The sequence below is a fragment of the Micromonospora sp. NPDC049175 genome, assembly GCF_043197345.1.
Taxonomy (GTDB): domain Bacteria; phylum Actinomycetota; class Actinomycetes; order Mycobacteriales; family Micromonosporaceae; genus Micromonospora.
On record NZ_JBICSY010000001.1, the window covers coordinates 1337136 to 1352268 of the forward strand.

Below are 15133 nucleotides of genomic sequence, written 5' to 3' on the forward strand. Positions count from 1 at the left end.
CGGCGGCAAGCCGCCCCGGCCGCCTGCGGCGCCGGGGCGGTGAGCCACCGACAGCCGCCGGGACACCGCCCCACAATCGGATCTCAGCTCAGCGCGAGTTCGTCCGGGAAGCGCTCGTGAAGCGCGGCGACCACATGCCGCAGGCAGTAATCGAGGCTGTGGCCGTCGACCCTTATCGCCGCACCATCGAGCCGCTGACCCGAGATCACCACGGTCCAGGGCTTGCGCTCCCGCTCGCCGTCAATCTTGACCAGCCCGACCAGACCCATCCCCCCAGGTGCTCCAGCAACTCCGGCACGCACTCATCCCACCTCATCCACGAATGGGACCACCAAGACCGCTACGGAAGCCAGCGGGGTCGGCCTGGTCGCGCGTCGGGGCTTCCGTCTGGCGCGCCAGTCCAACCCCGGGACTGGCTTGCCACCGGATCACTGGGTCGCGGCACCAGCTCCACCACCAGGACGTGCCGAACACACACAGCCGCCGGCCCAGCCGGAACAGTCAGGCGTGGACCCGGAGACGGTCCACGGCGTCACCGCCAGCCCGACCCGAGAAGAGGTCAACTGAGCCAGCGCTCAGGGCGTCGTCAGGGCGTCAAACGCCGCCCAATGTTGACCATGAACGACCATCGACGCCCGGACATAGAACCAGCTCAGAGCCTTGATCAGGTCCCTGAGCTGGTGGGCGACGGACGAGTCGACCTGTACGCCGGATTATGACCTTCACACCCCGGCTGACCAGGGGCGGAGCCTGACGACAACCATCGCAGGCCGTCGCCCGGCCGTACCGCGTTAACGTTCAGTTCCCCCGCTAATCTCCGCCTGCGTTAAACCTTCCCTTACAGTGGCCTCCGCCACTCTTGAGTGCTCCGTCCTTCTGCGGCCGGCAAGATCAATCTCGCAGAGCTGATACGCACTCATCAGCAGCGCAGTGACTCGTATTCGCAAGAATGCTCCAAGATCGTCCTCGAATACGACCTTGTCTACGCACGCGGACTCCAAAATAGCCGCTAAAACCTCGGGGTCTGACGGCATCAGCTTTTTGTACTCAGAGGGAGCACTGGCGCGAATTTTATTGTTATCAGCGCGAGAAAGGTAACAGAAGTTAGCTAGCGAGTTGACGAAGGGGGCAAAATCGGAGGTTTCTTCTTGCTTCTCAACGAATGACTTTGGAAAGATGTGATGGAACTCAGCTTTATTGTACGCCTGCAGTACACGCTCCAAGTCAACATAGCTCCCGGATATAAAGCTTCTTGGGTTGAACTGAGCAAGCATCGTTACAAAGGTTGCCGTCTTCGCACTGTTTATCCGAAAATCAGTCAGCAAGAAAAAGCTAGAGCCAATGTCGACCGAGAAGTTTCCGAGGGCACTCGGCAGCCCTTCTCGCAGATGCTGCATCTCGGTCACATCTACTCGCGCAGCTCGAACCGACTGGCCGCTATAGCGCTCAGAAAAGCAAGACCGCCAGAACCACTGCTTCAGCAACCTGGTTTCCCTCTCCGGAGTAACTCGGAGCCCGTCACCAGGAACCGCAAAGTAGACACTGAGCGGCGCTAGCATCAGCGGGTATGGCAGGGTTTTGATGGTAGCCACCTTGAGCTGTTTCTTGAGAAATTCGATGGCACCCTTTATCCCATTTTCGACCCGCTCGAAGTTATCTCGAATTTCAGCTCCATCCAAGTCCATAAGCACTTCTACGGAAGGATCACCTTTCAAGATCGCCGCGCAACATCGAAGAACAAGATTTGGGTCTGCGCCAATGTCTCCAAAGGAGAAGTTCTCTAATTCCTCCTGCAGTTGCTCAAGCTTATTGCGGAGGTCGAATTCTTCACTCCAAGTCCAAGCAGAAAGCAGCTCCAGAGTAGTGAGTTCCACTCCCATGCGATTGATCCGCTCGAACACAATCGCGACGGTAGCGCGATCCTCCGTCTCCATCATTTGAATCGGAAGCTGCGCCTCCTTAAAAACACTGTGCAACCGATCAATCCTGCGAATTTCTCGCTCTCGTGTGAATCGAGCCGAAGCGAGCCGATATGACACAGAGTCAAACAAAGAGTTCAATGGAAAATGCATTGACTGATCAACTTCGCTGGGCTTCAGCGCCACAAACTGCGACTGTTGAGCATTATCACGTGCAGAAAGATCAAAATGGATGGATCGCCAGTCCGGGTCGGCAGGCTGCACAAACTCAGTCTGGAACGTCGCAAAGAGCGACGTTACCCGCTGCTGCCCATCGAGCACGTATGTGATCGGGTAGCGCTCGTGCGGGGCAGGCAGCTCGAACGGACCCAGCTTCCGTTCCGACGATAGATTCTCTTGTGTTAACCAAAACAGCAGAGAGCCAAAAGGATAGCCCTTATATATACTGTCCAGGAAATGCGCGACATGATCAGCATCCCAAACAAATCCCCGCTGAAACGCGGGGATTCTGATTTGTCCACCATAGATGTGATCCAATAGTTTCCGGATTGGATAACTTGTTAATTCACTCATGCGCGAACTCGATCCTAATCGGGCATCGGCCATCTTGCACACGTCATGTTCTCGCAGGAGGAGACCCCGGTCAAGGATGGAGGACAAGTAGTCGCATCCGGAAATCTAGCCTTGCAAGCGCAATAGCTTGTCTATTGCTGTTCGCGTTCGCTCCTCGCTGGCCGGCATCAGGTGGGTGTAGACGCGCAGCGTGAAACCGGGGTCGGAGTGCCCGAGGTACGAGGCAAGAGCCTTGATGCTCTCCCCTGCGTCGAGCAACGCCGAGGCGTAAAAGTGGCGCAGGGCATGCATCCCGGTCGCCCTAGTGGGAACGATGCCGGCCGCTTCAACCGCCGGGCGCCAACTCTTGCCGTCGAAGGTGGCCCGCTTGATCGCACCCCGCCGGGTGGTGGTGAAGATCAGCGGTACCGTCACCTGCTCGTCGCTGAACGGGTGTTCCCATGGCAGCGTGATCGACAGCGGGGAGTACTTCTCGGCGTGCTCCTTGAGCGACTGCGCCACCGAATCGGGCAGCGGTACCCGGCGGTCCCGATCGTTCTTAGGCAGACCGAAGACCAGCCGGGAACGAACCACCTTGACCTGCCGGACGACGTGTACCCAGCCCGAGTCCAGGTCGACGTCATCGACGCCCAGGCCGAAGATCTCCCCCTGCCGCATGCCACAGCCGGCGCCCAAGTCGACCATCGGGCGGTACCGCTCCGCGAGGCCGCCGCGGATTGCCGAGACCTCGTCGGCCCGCCAGGGAACGACACGACGTTGCGCCGGCCGGGGCGGCTTTACCGAGGCCGCCGAGCATGGGTTCTTGGCGATGCGCTCGTCATCTACGGCCGCACCCAGGATCGTCCGCAGGTGGGCGAACACGACGGCCCGGGTCGCCACGGCCAGCTTGCCGACCATCCCGGCGTCCCACTCGCGGATGTGTCCCGGCTTGATTGACGCCAGTTGCCGAGAGCCGAAGAACGGCAGCAGGTGCTTGCGTACCCGGAACTCTGTGCTCTCCCGGGTCGACTCGTCGAAGGAGCGCGTGCGCAACCAGCTCTCGGCGTACTCGGCGAAGGCCATCCGACCAGCGGACGGGTCGACGTAGGAGCCCCGGAGCTTGTCTGTCTCGGTGGAGACGAGAAAGGCGTCAGCCTCGCGCTTCGCCCGGTCCGGGAAGGACTGGCTACGTTCGCGGCCGTCCGGGCCGATGTACCGAACTCGGTAGCGCATCCCCTTGCCGAACAGATCCGACTTGATCCGCTCTTTCCGGCCGCCCTCGTGCCGGATCACCTTGTACCAGCGGTCCTCTACGTGTCCCATTAGGCCGCCGCCTGCTCACGTACCCATGACCGGACCGTCTCTGGCTCGTACCGCAGGTGTCGACCGACCCGAGCCGCCCGCGGACCGTACTTGACCTTCCGCCAGCGGTACAGCGTCTCGGTTGGTACCCGCAGGTACGCCGCTACGTCCTGAACTGTCCAGAGCCCATCGTTCGCCGCCATCAAAGCCTCTCCCCCGTCGCGCCGTCTGCTTCCGTTCTCGATCCGGTCTGGGGGAGCTGCGCGGCCCGGTCCTTCGCGGCGAGGAGTTCCGAGCGCCAGCGGGCACGTTCGCTGATCGACCGCAGCAGCCGGTGGGCCATGGCCGGCACGTCGGGGTCGTCGGGTCGGGCGAGTTCCCAGGCGTGCCGGACCGGTTTGACAGTCGCGCCCTGGTCCTCAACGCCATCCAGGCCGACGCTCACGCCGAGCAGAGCCCGCACCCACGCCCGCACGTCGTGCTTGTGGTCGGAGAGCGTTTTGCCGGACCAGTCGCGGGAGATGAGGATGCGCCGGCCGCCGATCCCGAGGGTGTCCCGCTGGTGGGCCTTGCCCTTGCACCGGCCCGGCTTGAGCTTCGCGTGTGACCCCTTCGGCTGGACGCCGTAGAGCAGCCAGTTCGCGCAACGGTCGGTACACGGGGTCACCTGGAGTTCCTGCCACAGCCGGTCCAGGTGTGCCCGCTGCCGACCGCTGATGATCTTGTGGACGTCGCCGGTGTGCTTGGTGATGTATTTCGTGACGTACCGGATGGTCCGTTCGGCGTCCTCGGTGCCGGGCATGACGCCGCGGGCGTCGACCTGGGCGCCGAAGCGCACGACGTGGACTGGCTCGGCGTCCGGGTCGTCGTCGATGGTGTCGAGGGCTTCCGACCAGGTGTTCAACGGCGCGCGGGTGTCCGGGTCGACCCACGCCGCTGCCTGCTCGTCCCAGATCGGGGGCCGATCGAGGGTGTACCGCTGCACGTCGACCGAGGGCCACCACACCTGGTGATAGGTCGCCGCCGCCACCGTCCGAAGCACATCGCGAGGAATGGTGCCCCGGATGGCGAAGTGCGCGTGCGGGGCGAGACGGCGTTGCGGCTCGACGCAACCCGCGTACTGGACGTTCCAGCCCTCGCACCGCCGAAGGTTCTGCCAGAACCGGTCCAGCAGCCGAGGGAAGTGCACCGCGTCCCAGGCAGCGCGGCGGTAGTCGTACCGGGCGGGGTTAACCGGGGTGCCGTCGGGGCGGACCGGGCCATACGAGTCTAGGGTGAGCGTCAGCCACATCGACGGCCGGTAGGTCGAGCCGTCAGGTGCGGCGTAGGTCTTGCCCACCGTACGGCGCTCGACCTTGCGCCGAGGCAAGTCCGGGGCATCCTGCCGCCGCCGGGTGGAACGCTTGCGGCGCCGGCCGCTGTCCTCTTCGCCCTGGTCCTCATCGTCGGTCGAGTGCTGCGGCGCGACCCGGCCCCGGAGCCCTTCGGCCGCGATCGCCTCTTCCACCTCTTGGATCGCCTCGTCGAGGTCGGTGACCTGGTCCCACTGGCTCGCCCGGGACGCCTCGTCACGGGAGAACTCCAGGTGCCCGCGCAGCAGGACAAGCGCCTTCTGCTCCTCGGTCGCCGGCTCCGGTGGCGGTAGCGGCTCGTCGTCGCGGTGCCAGCCTTCCCGGATCTGCGCCTGCCGCAGCCGGCGGTTCTTCTTGGCGCACGGGGCGCACTTGTCCTCACGGGTCGCCCCACACGGCAGGTCGATGACCTCGGTCAGCCCAGTGTTCAGGTCCGTGCGGCGCATGGCGAGCGGACGGACGCAGACGCCATACTCGGCCGCGATCTCCTTGAGCACGTCGATCGAGCGGGGCAGCGCCATGCGGGCCGCCCGCGACCCCGGCCGAGGAGCAACCGGGGTCGGAGCGGGTTCGAGGCCGGGCAGAGTCGGAGCCGTCATCGGATGATCCCGACGACCTGGGGCCGGTTGGGCTGGACGACGCCAACCGGAGGCAGCACCGTGGACGAAGCCGGGCGAACCGCAGGCACGGGCGCGATTGGCTGAGTCGGTCGCTGCGGCTCAGGCTCGATGACCTGCTCCGAGGCGTCGTGTGTCCAGTCGACCTGCGGTTGGTCCGGCTCATGTACCGGCGGGGTGGCTGGTTCGCTGGAGAGGACGACCTTCACGAGGGCGAGGAAGGCCAGCGACGGTACCGCCGCGACGATCCAGCCCCAGACGGAGGGTTCGGCTTCGGCCACCTGCGCGGCGAGGGAGAGCAGCGCGAACGCGATCAGCAGGACGCCGACCAGGCCGACAGGCCGACCGGTGCGGCGGCGAGCGCGGATTTCCAGGCCGAGGTAGATGGCCATCAGCTCGACCGCTACGGCGTTGGCCCAGCCGATCCAGTCGGGTTGGCCGTGGGCGACGGTCAGGTCGTGGACGTGGGTGAAGGCGGCGGCGCCGGCCATGGTGCCGACGACGAGCAGGATCAGCACCCGAACGCCGGACTCGGCGCGTTCGCGGATCATCGGCCGCTGCCGTTGTCGCGGACGGTCAGGGTGATGCAGATCTGTTGGCCGTTGAGGTCGCGGCGGCGGTTGACCATGTGCGCCAGGCCGTGCAGGGCACCGGCGAGCCGGTCCGGGGAACCGTCCAGTTCGACGTGCAGGGGCTTGAGGCGGTGGGTGCCGAGGAAGAAGCTCTTGAGGGACATCGGTTACCTCCGGGCCGGGGCGACGCGGGTACGGACGTGGTCGGGTGGCTCGCCGAGGGAGGCCACCGCTTCGGAGAGGCAGCGCCACAGCGCCCACGCCTCGTCGGGGGTCAGGTACATGCGGCGTCGACCGCCGCCGACGGCGAGATAGACCGGGTACGGGTCGGGCCGGGCGGGGTCGACTCGCACGGACACGGCCGTGCTGGGGGTGCCGTCGGTGCCGGGGGCGCGGAGCCGGTAGAAGGTTCGGCCGTCGGTCGGGGCGGTCACCGCGGCTCACCCCCGTCGGCGTCCCGGTCGAGGATGTTCAGCAGCGAGTCGGGCAGCAGCGGTCCGCGACGCTGCCGGGGCAGGGGCGGCCGGGTCGGTTCGGTGGCGGTCTCGCGGCCGACCTGGGCGAGGATGTCCGCCGCGTCGGCCGGCGCTGGGTACTCGGCGGCCAGCTCCCGGATGTGGTCGTCGGAGATGTAGGAGAAGCGGACCCGGGCCGGCTCTGGAGTGCCGTCGAGGATCACGTAGCCGACGCCCTTGGCCCACCGCGGCATCTGGTCGGCGAGGGCACCACGGTTGCGGGCACCGTCACCCAACACCAGGTCGACCTGAGCCGCCTCGGTCAGGCCGAGCGCGATCCGGGTCGGGAACAGGTCCCGGAACGGCAGCACCTCCTTGCGGGGGTCCTGCAACGCCGCCACCACCAGAACACCGACGCCGGCACCCTGCGACAGCAGCAGCCCGAGCGACCCGGCAATGCGCTTGCGCAGGTCCACATCCTGGAGGTACGCGGTCAGTGCCGCCATCTCGTCGATGACGACCACGACCAGGGGGTCAGCGAGAGTCGGAGTGTGGACCCGCACCGCGCCGGCAAGCCGGGCCTGCCGCTCCCGCATCACCGTCACGGCCTCGTCGAGCAGGTCAGCCATGGCCTCGAACGACTTACAGGCAAACCGGGCGAACAACGGCCGACCCATCGCGAACTCCATGCCGCCCTTGGGATCGATCACCCAGAGCCGGACCAGCCCGGAGGAAATCCCGCCGGCCAGGACACGGACTAGCGACCACAGCACCGAGCCCTTACCGGAGCGGGTGGCGCCGCCGATGAGTACGTGTGTGGCGAGCAGGTGCAGGCACCAGTGCCGCAGGTCTTCCCGCCGCGCCAGGGGCAGAGCGGTGAAGTCGGGCACCGACGGGACGTCGAACGGGTCGACCAGGGTGCGCAACGCATCCGTGCGGACCACCACCAGGTAGACCACCGACGGCCGGTCCCGGAACCGCAGCCGGTCCACCGCGCCCAAGACCAGCGCCCAGTAGCCCGATCGGACCGGCGGGTCATCGGGACGCTCGGAGTAGACCCAGGCGTGCCGGCGACCGAAGGCGTACGCCAGGTTCGCCGTTGCCTTCTGGAATTCCTCCGGTGTCTGGCCGCGGACCATGCGGATGGTCAGCACGTCGAGCGCCTGATCCGAGCGGACCCGCAGCAGCTCCGGCAGGACCGTGCGGTGGTCGTACACCTTGGCCAGGCCGCAGAGGGTCATTGCCTCGCGCCAGGCCCGCCGGTAGACGAAGAGCTGACGGAACCGGCCGAGGAGCGGACCGGCGCACCAGGTCCACCAGGACGACTCGTGCCGCCACCGCCACAGCGCCGACACGGCAGCGGCCAGGACCACGGGCACGATCACACCGGACCGGCCGAACTCGCGGTAGAGGCTCGCCCCGGTCACGACCAGGCCGACGGCGACCGGGTGGCGAAGACACCACCACAGGCCCCGCCACAGCCACCGCAGCACCAGGCCGATCGCGATCAGCCAGACCGGCAGCTCCAGCCTGCGCGGGCGGATCACCACCAGGTCTCCCGCAGTGGTCATCACGACCTCACCGCGCGGCCGGCGCATCATCGCGCACCCGCCACTGTGGGCCGCCGCAGGACGGCAGGCATACGCTTGGACATGTCACTACCTCTCTCGACAGAGCAGGGGAAAGAGACAGAGGGCGGGGCTGCCGTCCGCCAAGACCTGACAGCCCCGCCCCCACCAGATGCGGCTACTGCGCCGCCTTCGTCGCGACGCCCGCCGGGGCACGCATCCCGGTCGCCCGCAGCGAATACGCCATCCGACCGTTGTTGCCCACGTACGGCGTGACGGTCATGCCGTCGAACTCGACCGCCTCGAACAGGCCACCCGTCGGCGGTACCGGCTGGTAGTCCGCCGAGATCTTCACCGTCGTCTCCCGCGACCGCTTCCCCAGCTCCGGATCCAGGTCCATCACCCGGACCTGCCACACCCGCTGGCCGGTCAGCTTGTCCTTCGCCGGGCTACGCCGACCGGTCTTCTCGTCGTAGTCCTCGACCTCGCCCAGAGACTCGGGCACCAACGCGCACCCCGCCGGGAACACGTCCTCACACCGCACCGCGAACCTCGTGCCGCCTCGCAGAGCCATCGCTTAACCTCCAACTTGTTAACTTGTCTGCCAAGTTGCATCCAAGGTAGACGGCACTTGGCAGACAAGTCAACAAGCAGTCGGTAGTGGAACTATTAGTCACAGTTTGCGCGTTTTAATCCAGTCGCCCACACGGCGCAGCACTTTGGCACGATGCCAATTCGAATCGTGCCATTTGGAAAATTGCCTAGTGGCACGATTCGAATTGGCAAATTGCCAATTGAAGTTCGGCAGGTTTTACTCTTGCGCTCGCCGCTCAATTCGTTAGCATTCTGATTAGCCCAGACAGCACGCATCCAAGGACCAGATTGGACTACAAGTGGCGGAGATTAACTTCACGTTGAAGCTGCCGGAGCAGATCGCAGTGCAGGTCATAGTGGTGATTCTCGTGGTGGTGGTCGGCCTCATCGGGGTGGCGCAAGTGCCGTAAGCAAGAGAGCCCTCGGCGAGTAGGGCACCCTCCCCCTGGGTAACGTGGTCCACATGGCACGTGACCAGCAAGGCGGCGGCGTTGACGAGAAGCACTCAAGGGTCGCCGGCCTGGATGATAAGACGGTCGAAGCGCTGGGCGAACTGAGCAAGGCGCTTGAGACAATCCATCGGGTTCGAGGGCACTTGTACTCAGCACACCAACTCGTGGGGGGCGCGGACCTTACCCTCGATCGGGTCGTGCGGTTACTCCGGGAATCGGGCCACGAAGAAGTAGCCGACCGGGTCGAATATGAATTGTTGGGACGCAACGTCCTACCGGGCCGCTGGACCTTCCAGATCGTGGAGGAGTTCGACGACGGCTACTACGCCGCGTTCCAGGAGATCGAGCGGGACGCGCGGGAGAAGCTGGCCGGCGGTCGGCGGCACATCTTCGAGGCGGAGATGAAGGAGCGGCGGCGTACCCACGGGATGCCGGGGCACGAAGCTACGCCGTAGTGGTGCCGTCAGAGCCGTTCGGGATCATCGAGGTCAGGGCGTTGGCTCGGGCCTCGATGATCCTCATTCGTGCCTGGTACTCGGCCGGTTCCCGGTGCGCGGCCTGGCTGGTGACCTGGCCGGGCCACTTGCGGTAGAGCAGGCCGTACTCCCGGGTGAAGTAGCCCGCGCTTACCGCGTTGGCGGCGAGCAGGAGGCCGGTGTCCTCGGAGGCCGGCAGCGCCATCCAGCCGCCCAGGGCGAAGACGAGATCTCGCCGCAGGCACAGGGTCGCCGGATGCACTGATGCTCGGTAGTCGTTGGCCTGCCAGAACGACAGGACCGAACCGCGGTCGATGACTCCGCCGGCTGGGTCCTTGTCCCATCCGGCGGTCGAGCCGTCGGGCAGCAGGTCGAGTACCCGCGAGGTGGTCCAGCCGATCTGCGGGTGCGCGTCGAACGCGGCGATGTCCCGGGCGAGGGCGCCGGGGGTCAACTGGTCGTCGGCGTCCAGGACCTTGATGAGTTGCCCGGAAACTCGGGAAAGAGCGAGGGTACGGGCAACACCAGGCCCACCGGGACGGCCGGTACCGAGACTGATCCGGGGATCGTCAGGCAGCGCGTCGGCCAAGGCGCCGGTCTGCCCGTCCTCCTGGACGAGCCATTCCCAGTCCCAGCCGTCAGGCATTTCCTGCTTGGCCAACGACTCGTAGGCGCCAGGCAGGTGCTCGATGCTGGGCGCGTGGACCGGGGTGATGACCGAGACGAGCTGCGTCAAGTTTTCCACCGCTGGAGTTTGTGGGAGTAGACAAGCTCGGTGCGGTCCCCCGGCATCACCACGTCGGCAACCTCAACGACCCGGCCAGTGGTGTCGATCGAGGTCTTCCGCACGGTGAGCACGGAAACGCCCGGGTCGATGTCCAGCAACTCGGCCTCATCCGGCGACGGCGGACGCGCCCGGATCTCGTCATCAATCCGGTCCAACTCGATGCCCAGCGTGTAGAGCTGATGCTGCGTCCCGCCCGGCCACGGCTCGTTACCCGCGTCGAGCAGGTCCGGGTTCGCGGCCACCAGGTCATACGGCAGATAGGAGTACGACACCGTCAGCGGCGCATTCTCGTGCCGCGACGACGTCCAGTAGACCCGCCGCAGCAGCGGAGTACCCGGCTCGAGCTGCAAGGCCGCCGCCATCTCCGCATCAGCCTCCACCCGCGAATATTCGGCGTGGAACTTCAGGTCATCGACGGTCAGGCCGGTGTCGTGCTCGGTGGCACCGGTCTTCAACCGCTCGCCCTCGTCGAGCAGGACGCGGTCCTTCTCCCACTGGTACCGCTCGGTGTTACGACGGCGTACCCGCTGGCGGGGTGCCCGCACGTAGGTGCCGCGCCCCTGCTCCGCACGGACCAGGCCCCATTCCCGGAGCTGCCGAATGGCGTTGCGGACACTCGTGCGCGACAGGCCAGAGGTGTCGGCCAGCTCGGTCTCGCTGGGCATCAGAGTGCCGGGGGCCAGTTCGCCGCTCACGATCTTTGCCCGCAACTCTTCGGCGAGTTGCAGGTAGCGAGGGCGCCAGTCCCGGCCTTGCACACCGGTCACCGTACCCCCTAGACGTTCCAACGTCTGCCAGGTGGTCCCGCCGGCAGGCCGCTCAGGAACAGGCGGCACAGCTACCGCTGCGCGCGGCGACCGCCCAAGACGCGGGCCAGGAGGACGAGGAACGGCAACGCCCCGACGGCTGTTGGCGTTCACCGTCTCCCTCCCGCCCGCTTATCCCCATCAGCGGCAGTCAGCATCTCCAGGCGCGCATGCGTCAACTCGTCGATGAGCCGATCCACCTGCCTCGGCGACAGGAGCACGGTCTGCATCGCCCCGTACCGGGTCGCGTCGAGCTTCACGGCCAGGTCGCGGCGGGCGAAGCGGTCAACGAGGAGTTGGACGGTTACCCAGCCGGTCCGCTCTCGCCCGATCGTGGCGAGGAAGCCGCGGTGCATCGGGTCGTTCGCTCCGCAGCCCCGACACCAGGCCGGGCAAACGACTGGCGGAGCCGATGACATCGACCGAACCCTCGGGATCGGAACGCCCTCACTCATCGCCGGCCCTCTGCTGCACGAGCACCTGCTTCACCAGGCCGCTCAGTTGCTCGGCCAGATCGACCGCCTGCGACAACGACAACTCAGCCCAGGCGTTCCCGCCCCGGCACGTCACGTGAACACCGACCATGGCATCCCCCAGAGCCTCAGCACTGATGAGGTACGAGGCGACGAGCCCACCGGCCCGACTCTCGCCGACCCTTTGCATCGAGCTGCGATGGCGGCGGGCCATGTGCGACATCACCGGCGGCACCAGGTAGCCGCAGCGATCCGGGGCACACCAGTCCGGGTGGCTCGTGACGGCGGCCGGCTTGTTCGTACGACTCACCGCGGCCACCGCCCGCCGTTGCCTCGGAAGAGCTGAGCCCGCGTCATCAGTGGTACGGAGCGGAGTGCAGGCAGTTCACGGGTGGCCCCCGCCTGCCACTGCGGCGAGGAAGTTGTAGAAGCCGCGCGAGGACTCGGCGCAACGTTGCCGGTAACACCCCGGGCAGACGGGCGTCTCTGAGACCACCAGGACGAGAACCAACGGTACCGACGATGAGAGCCGGACATCGCACCTCCACAGGTAGACGGGGGCCGGTGGTCAGCCACGGGGGAATGCGGCCGGCCACCGGCCCGGATGAAGGCACGGCGCACCGTCCGACGCCGGACGGGGTCGGGTATCGCCGAGCCAACGTGTACGCGCGGCTACCGCAACCGGTCCGACAGGACGCCGCGCTTCAGGTGCGGCCAGGGCCGGCGCGAGACCACCCCTGACACGAGCCGTCACCCCAGCCGCACACCAGGAAACGTATCTACAAGTGGACGAGTTGTCTAGACGTCGAAACGGGTCACTTGGTTGGCACTTGGTAAGACAAGTGCCAGGTACGGTGAGCGGGTGCCCACCCCGCACTACGGACTACCCCGCTACCGCGCCATTGCCGAAGAGTTGAGAGAGCGCATTGAGAGCGGCGTCATCCCACCCGGAGCCCTCTTGCCGACCGAAAGCACGCTCACCACCGAGTACAGAGCAAGTCGTGGCACAGTTCGTCAGGCAATAGCTGCTTTGCGAGACGACGGACTGGTAGCTACCGAGCACGGCCGAGGAACCTACGTCCAGGTCAGCCCACTCAAGGCTTGCAGGCTGCTGGAATCGGACTCAGCGACCAGGAAGCGAGAAGTTGCTGCCAGCGCAGAGCTAGCGAAACTCTTCGGGATCGAGGTCGGCGCACCCCTGCTTGAGCAAGAGAGCATTCAGCGGAGCGATGGGGCCGTCGAGACAGTCACCAAGATTTACAAACTGCCGAAGACCACGAGGTAGCGCGGTCGAAGCTCGGCTACCGGGAGTCCGAAGGACCCGCGACGGGGCGGACGAGTCTCGCCTCTCTCCCCTTCCCTGACTGCAGGGGACAGGGAGTGGCACCAGAAGATGCCGAGACTGATTGAGGCATGGCCACGGCTGGCCCGAGCCCGGGGCCGCCGCAGACGGTAGGCGTGAGAAGGTCTGCCGTTCGTGTTCCGGCAGCCCGCGGGGACGCGGCAGTGGTCGCACCGCCGCCGTAGTGCCAGTTACCCCTAGCGGTGGCGGGATGAGGTCGGAGGGGTGAAAGTTCACCCCCTCCGACCTCAAGGGTGCTTCGCATCGCTCCCCGACGGCAGCGCTCGACCCCGGAGCCTCTGCGACATGTCGGGCCGGCGTTGCCGTCAAGCGGGGGTCTGTCCGGGATGCGCGGGTTCCATGGGTCCATAGCTCGGGGGCGGGCCGGTTGCTGCTGCAGCAGCAGCAGCAGCGTGTCAGGGGCAGATTGACGTCGGAGACATATGTCCGGCTTACTCTGTTGAGATGTCGATCAGTGAACACGAACTCCTGAGCCAGTACGGCAGCGCAGTGCGGGCGGGCAACGCCTCACTGTTCGTGGGAGCCGGACTATCGAAGAGCGCTGGCTACCCAGATTGGTCCGGGCTTGTCGCTGAGCTAAGAAGCCGGGCCGACATCCCGAATCACCTCGACGATCTTCCGCTCGTGGCTCAATACTTCACTGTCTCGACGCCTGGCGGCCGTGAGGCCTTGGAGAGCCATGTATTGGCTGAAATGACCAAGAATTTCTACCCACCTACCGACGGCCACCGGTCTCTCGCTCGGCTACCGGTGGACGATATCTGGACCACAAACTACGACTGCCTGCTCGAGGAGGTCCTACCCGAGGCACGCGTCATCTGCAACGAGGACGACCTATTGTCTAGGCAGATGCCGACCCGCCGCAGACTGACAAAAATGCACGGCAGCCTGAACCAAGGGCCGGTAGTGGACTGGCGAGCCCTGCCGACGATCACGCGTCAGGATTACGAGCAATACGAGTTCAAGCACCCCCGTATCTGGTCCGCGCTGCGGGCGAGCTACTTGACGAAATCCTTCCTCTTCGTCGGGTTCAGCTTCGTAGATCCGAACATCGAGGTAATGTTGCGACTGTCACGGACACTATTGAACGTTGGCGCGCCCGAGCACTATACGATTATCAAGCGCCCAGATAGCAGCCCGGATCTAATTAAGCTCCACGAGCACCGGGTAAAGGACCTGCAGCAGTCGGGTGTGGCAGTATGCGAAATCGACCACTATTCTGAGATAGACACAATTCTCGCCAGGCTAGTTCGTCGGACAAGGGAGCCAGCGCTTTTTGTGTCCGGAACGGTCGAGCCTCATACCGACGCGGAGCGAGCCGGCCAGTCCATCGGCCACCGGCTATCCGAGCTTGACGTCCAGATTGTGTCTATGGGCGGCAAAGCTGGGCTGGCCGTCTCGTTTGCCCTCGGCCGGTCGCTTCTTGCTCAACGGCGCTACAACCCCGAACGCGTCAAGTTTTACTTTCGGCGCCGAGATGAAGAAGCCCCAGGATTGCCCCAGCGAATTGGCACAGCGGTCTACACCGGACAAGACCAGGCGGCCGTCCGCGAAGCCGTCTTGAGCGATAGCAGGGCGGTTCTGGTCTTGGGGGGCGGCAAAAATACCGAGGCCGAGCTAGCGGCGGCGCAGACTACTGGAATACCAATAATCCCACTCCCCCGCACAGGTGGGGCCGCCGAGAACATTTGGTCAATGTCAACCATAGACGCTCTGTTCGGAATGACGGATATAGCTGACTCCGCTCGTAGGGATTGGCAGCTGCTCAACGACGAGGATTTTGATATCGCCACGGCAGCAGCGGTACGTCTGATCACCACCGCAATGTACCTAGATCGCCGGTAG

The 15133-nt window shown here is 65.4% G+C and carries 17 protein-coding genes; 3 read left to right on the forward strand and 14 right to left on the reverse strand.

Annotated features, from left to right (window positions below; genetic code table 11):
• Positions 1-83 precede the first annotated feature (83 nt).
• The 10 genes from ACGFH8_RS05695 to ACGFH8_RS05740 form a co-directional block, all read right to left on the reverse strand.
• Entirely contained in the window at positions 84-269 is a 186-nt protein-coding gene (locus tag ACGFH8_RS05695; RefSeq protein WP_393363833.1) for a hypothetical protein, read from the reverse strand.
• A gap of 522 nt (positions 270-791) precedes the next feature.
• Positions 792-2525 (reverse strand): DUF262 domain-containing protein, encoded by a 1734-nt coding sequence (locus tag ACGFH8_RS05700; protein WP_393363836.1) that lies wholly within the window; start codon positions 2523-2525, stop codon positions 792-794.
• A gap of 72 nt (positions 2526-2597) precedes the next feature.
• Positions 2598-3764 (reverse strand): tyrosine-type recombinase/integrase, encoded by a 1167-nt coding sequence (locus ACGFH8_RS05705; RefSeq protein ID WP_393363839.1) that lies wholly within the window; start codon positions 3762-3764, stop codon positions 2598-2600.
• A gap of 29 nt (positions 3765-3793) precedes the next feature.
• Positions 3794-3976: a helix-turn-helix domain-containing protein gene (locus ACGFH8_RS05710; RefSeq protein WP_393363842.1), complete on the reverse strand. Its 183-nt coding sequence runs from the start codon at positions 3974-3976 to the stop codon at positions 3794-3796.
• Entirely contained in the window at positions 3976-5724 is a 1749-nt protein-coding gene (locus ACGFH8_RS05715) for a replication initiator (RefSeq protein WP_393363845.1), read from the reverse strand. Before ACGFH8_RS05715 ends, ACGFH8_RS05710 begins: the two co-directional genes overlap by 1 nt.
• Entirely contained in the window at positions 5721-6293 is a 573-nt protein-coding gene (locus ACGFH8_RS05720; protein ID WP_393363848.1) for a DUF2637 domain-containing protein, read from the reverse strand. The genes ACGFH8_RS05715 and ACGFH8_RS05720 overlap by 4 nt, the downstream gene beginning before the upstream one ends.
• A complete protein-coding gene (locus ACGFH8_RS05725) occupies positions 6290-6478 on the reverse strand; it encodes a hypothetical protein (RefSeq protein ID WP_393363851.1) in 189 nt (62 codons plus the stop codon). Before ACGFH8_RS05725 ends, ACGFH8_RS05720 begins: the two co-directional genes overlap by 4 nt.
• A 3-nt stretch (positions 6479-6481) precedes the next feature.
• Positions 6482-6748: a hypothetical protein gene (locus ACGFH8_RS05730; protein ID WP_393363854.1), complete on the reverse strand. Its 267-nt coding sequence runs from the start codon at positions 6746-6748 to the stop codon at positions 6482-6484.
• Positions 6745-8340, reverse strand: a complete 1596-nt coding sequence (locus tag ACGFH8_RS05735) for an FtsK/SpoIIIE domain-containing protein (RefSeq protein WP_393363856.1) — start codon at positions 8338-8340, stop codon at positions 6745-6747. The genes ACGFH8_RS05730 and ACGFH8_RS05735 overlap by 4 nt, the downstream gene beginning before the upstream one ends.
• A gap of 175 nt (positions 8341-8515) precedes the next feature.
• A complete protein-coding gene (locus ACGFH8_RS05740) occupies positions 8516-8911 on the reverse strand; it encodes a transcriptional regulator (RefSeq protein WP_091402451.1) in 396 nt (131 codons plus the stop codon).
• Positions 8912-9394: 483 nt separating this feature from the next.
• On the opposite strand from ACGFH8_RS05740, the gene ACGFH8_RS05745 reads away from it, so the two are divergent.
• Positions 9395-9838: a hypothetical protein gene (locus ACGFH8_RS05745; RefSeq protein ID WP_393363859.1), complete on the forward strand. Its 444-nt coding sequence runs from the start codon at positions 9395-9397 to the stop codon at positions 9836-9838.
• Here the strand turns inward: ACGFH8_RS05745 and ACGFH8_RS05750 are convergent.
• The 4 genes from ACGFH8_RS05750 to ACGFH8_RS05765 form a co-directional block, all read right to left on the reverse strand.
• The gene (locus ACGFH8_RS05750) at positions 9828-10604 is read right to left on the reverse strand and encodes a glycosyltransferase family 2 protein (protein ID WP_393363861.1); all 777 of its coding nucleotides are present in this window, start codon (positions 10602-10604) and stop codon (positions 9828-9830) included. The genes ACGFH8_RS05745 and ACGFH8_RS05750 overlap by 11 nt on opposite strands.
• Positions 10592-11413, reverse strand: coding sequence for a GntR family transcriptional regulator (locus ACGFH8_RS05755; RefSeq protein ID WP_393363864.1), 822 nt, complete (start codon positions 11411-11413; stop codon positions 10592-10594). Before ACGFH8_RS05755 ends, ACGFH8_RS05750 begins: the two co-directional genes overlap by 13 nt.
• A gap of 149 nt (positions 11414-11562) precedes the next feature.
• Entirely contained in the window at positions 11563-11808 is a 246-nt protein-coding gene (locus tag ACGFH8_RS05760; protein WP_393363867.1) for a precorrin-4 C11-methyltransferase, read from the reverse strand.
• A 91-nt stretch (positions 11809-11899) separates the two neighbouring features.
• Positions 11900-12244, reverse strand: coding sequence for a hypothetical protein (locus ACGFH8_RS05765; RefSeq protein ID WP_357079395.1), 345 nt, complete (start codon positions 12242-12244; stop codon positions 11900-11902).
• Between the two features lie 543 nt (positions 12245-12787).
• On the opposite strand from ACGFH8_RS05765, the gene ACGFH8_RS05770 reads away from it, so the two are divergent.
• Complete coding sequence (locus tag ACGFH8_RS05770) at positions 12788-13210, forward strand: GntR family transcriptional regulator (protein ID WP_393363870.1); 423 nt, start codon at positions 12788-12790, stop codon at positions 13208-13210.
• Between the two features lie 522 nt (positions 13211-13732).
• Entirely contained in the window at positions 13733-15133 is a 1401-nt protein-coding gene (locus tag ACGFH8_RS05775) for an SIR2 family protein (protein ID WP_393363873.1), read from the forward strand.

What these genes read in the sequence shown, in the direction of transcription:
- ACGFH8_RS05740 (WP_091402451.1), bottom strand. Translation starts at nt 8,911, where the DNA reads ATGGCTCTGCGAGGCGGCACGAGGTTCGCGGTGCGGTGTGAGGACGTG.
- ACGFH8_RS05760 (WP_393363867.1), bottom strand. Translation starts at nt 11,808, where the DNA reads ATGCACCGCGGCTTCCTCGCCACGATCGGGCGAGAGCGGACCGGCTGG.
- ACGFH8_RS05735 (WP_393363856.1), bottom strand. Translation starts at nt 8,340, where the DNA reads ATGACCACTGCGGGAGACCTGGTGGTGATCCGCCCGCGCAGGCTGGAG.
- ACGFH8_RS05710 (WP_393363842.1), bottom strand. Translation starts at nt 3,976, where the DNA reads ATGGCGGCGAACGATGGGCTCTGGACAGTTCAGGACGTAGCGGCGTAC.
- ACGFH8_RS05700 (WP_393363836.1), bottom strand. Translation starts at nt 2,525, where the DNA reads ATGGCCGATGCCCGATTAGGATCGAGTTCGCGCATGAGTGAATTAACA.
- ACGFH8_RS05720 (WP_393363848.1), bottom strand. Translation starts at nt 6,293, where the DNA reads ATGATCCGCGAACGCGCCGAGTCCGGCGTTCGGGTGCTGATCCTGCTC.
- ACGFH8_RS05715 (WP_393363845.1), bottom strand. Translation starts at nt 5,724, where the DNA reads ATGACGGCTCCGACTCTGCCCGGCCTCGAACCCGCTCCGACCCCGGTT.
- ACGFH8_RS05725 (WP_393363851.1), bottom strand. Translation starts at nt 6,478, where the DNA reads ATGTCCCTCAAGAGCTTCTTCCTCGGCACCCACCGCCTCAAGCCCCTG.
- ACGFH8_RS05775 (WP_393363873.1), top strand. Translation starts at nt 13,733, where the DNA reads ATGTCGATCAGTGAACACGAACTCCTGAGCCAGTACGGCAGCGCAGTG.
- ACGFH8_RS05745 (WP_393363859.1), top strand. Translation starts at nt 9,395, where the DNA reads ATGGCACGTGACCAGCAAGGCGGCGGCGTTGACGAGAAGCACTCAAGG.
- ACGFH8_RS05695 (WP_393363833.1), bottom strand. Translation starts at nt 269, where the DNA reads ATGGGTCTGGTCGGGCTGGTCAAGATTGACGGCGAGCGGGAGCGCAAG.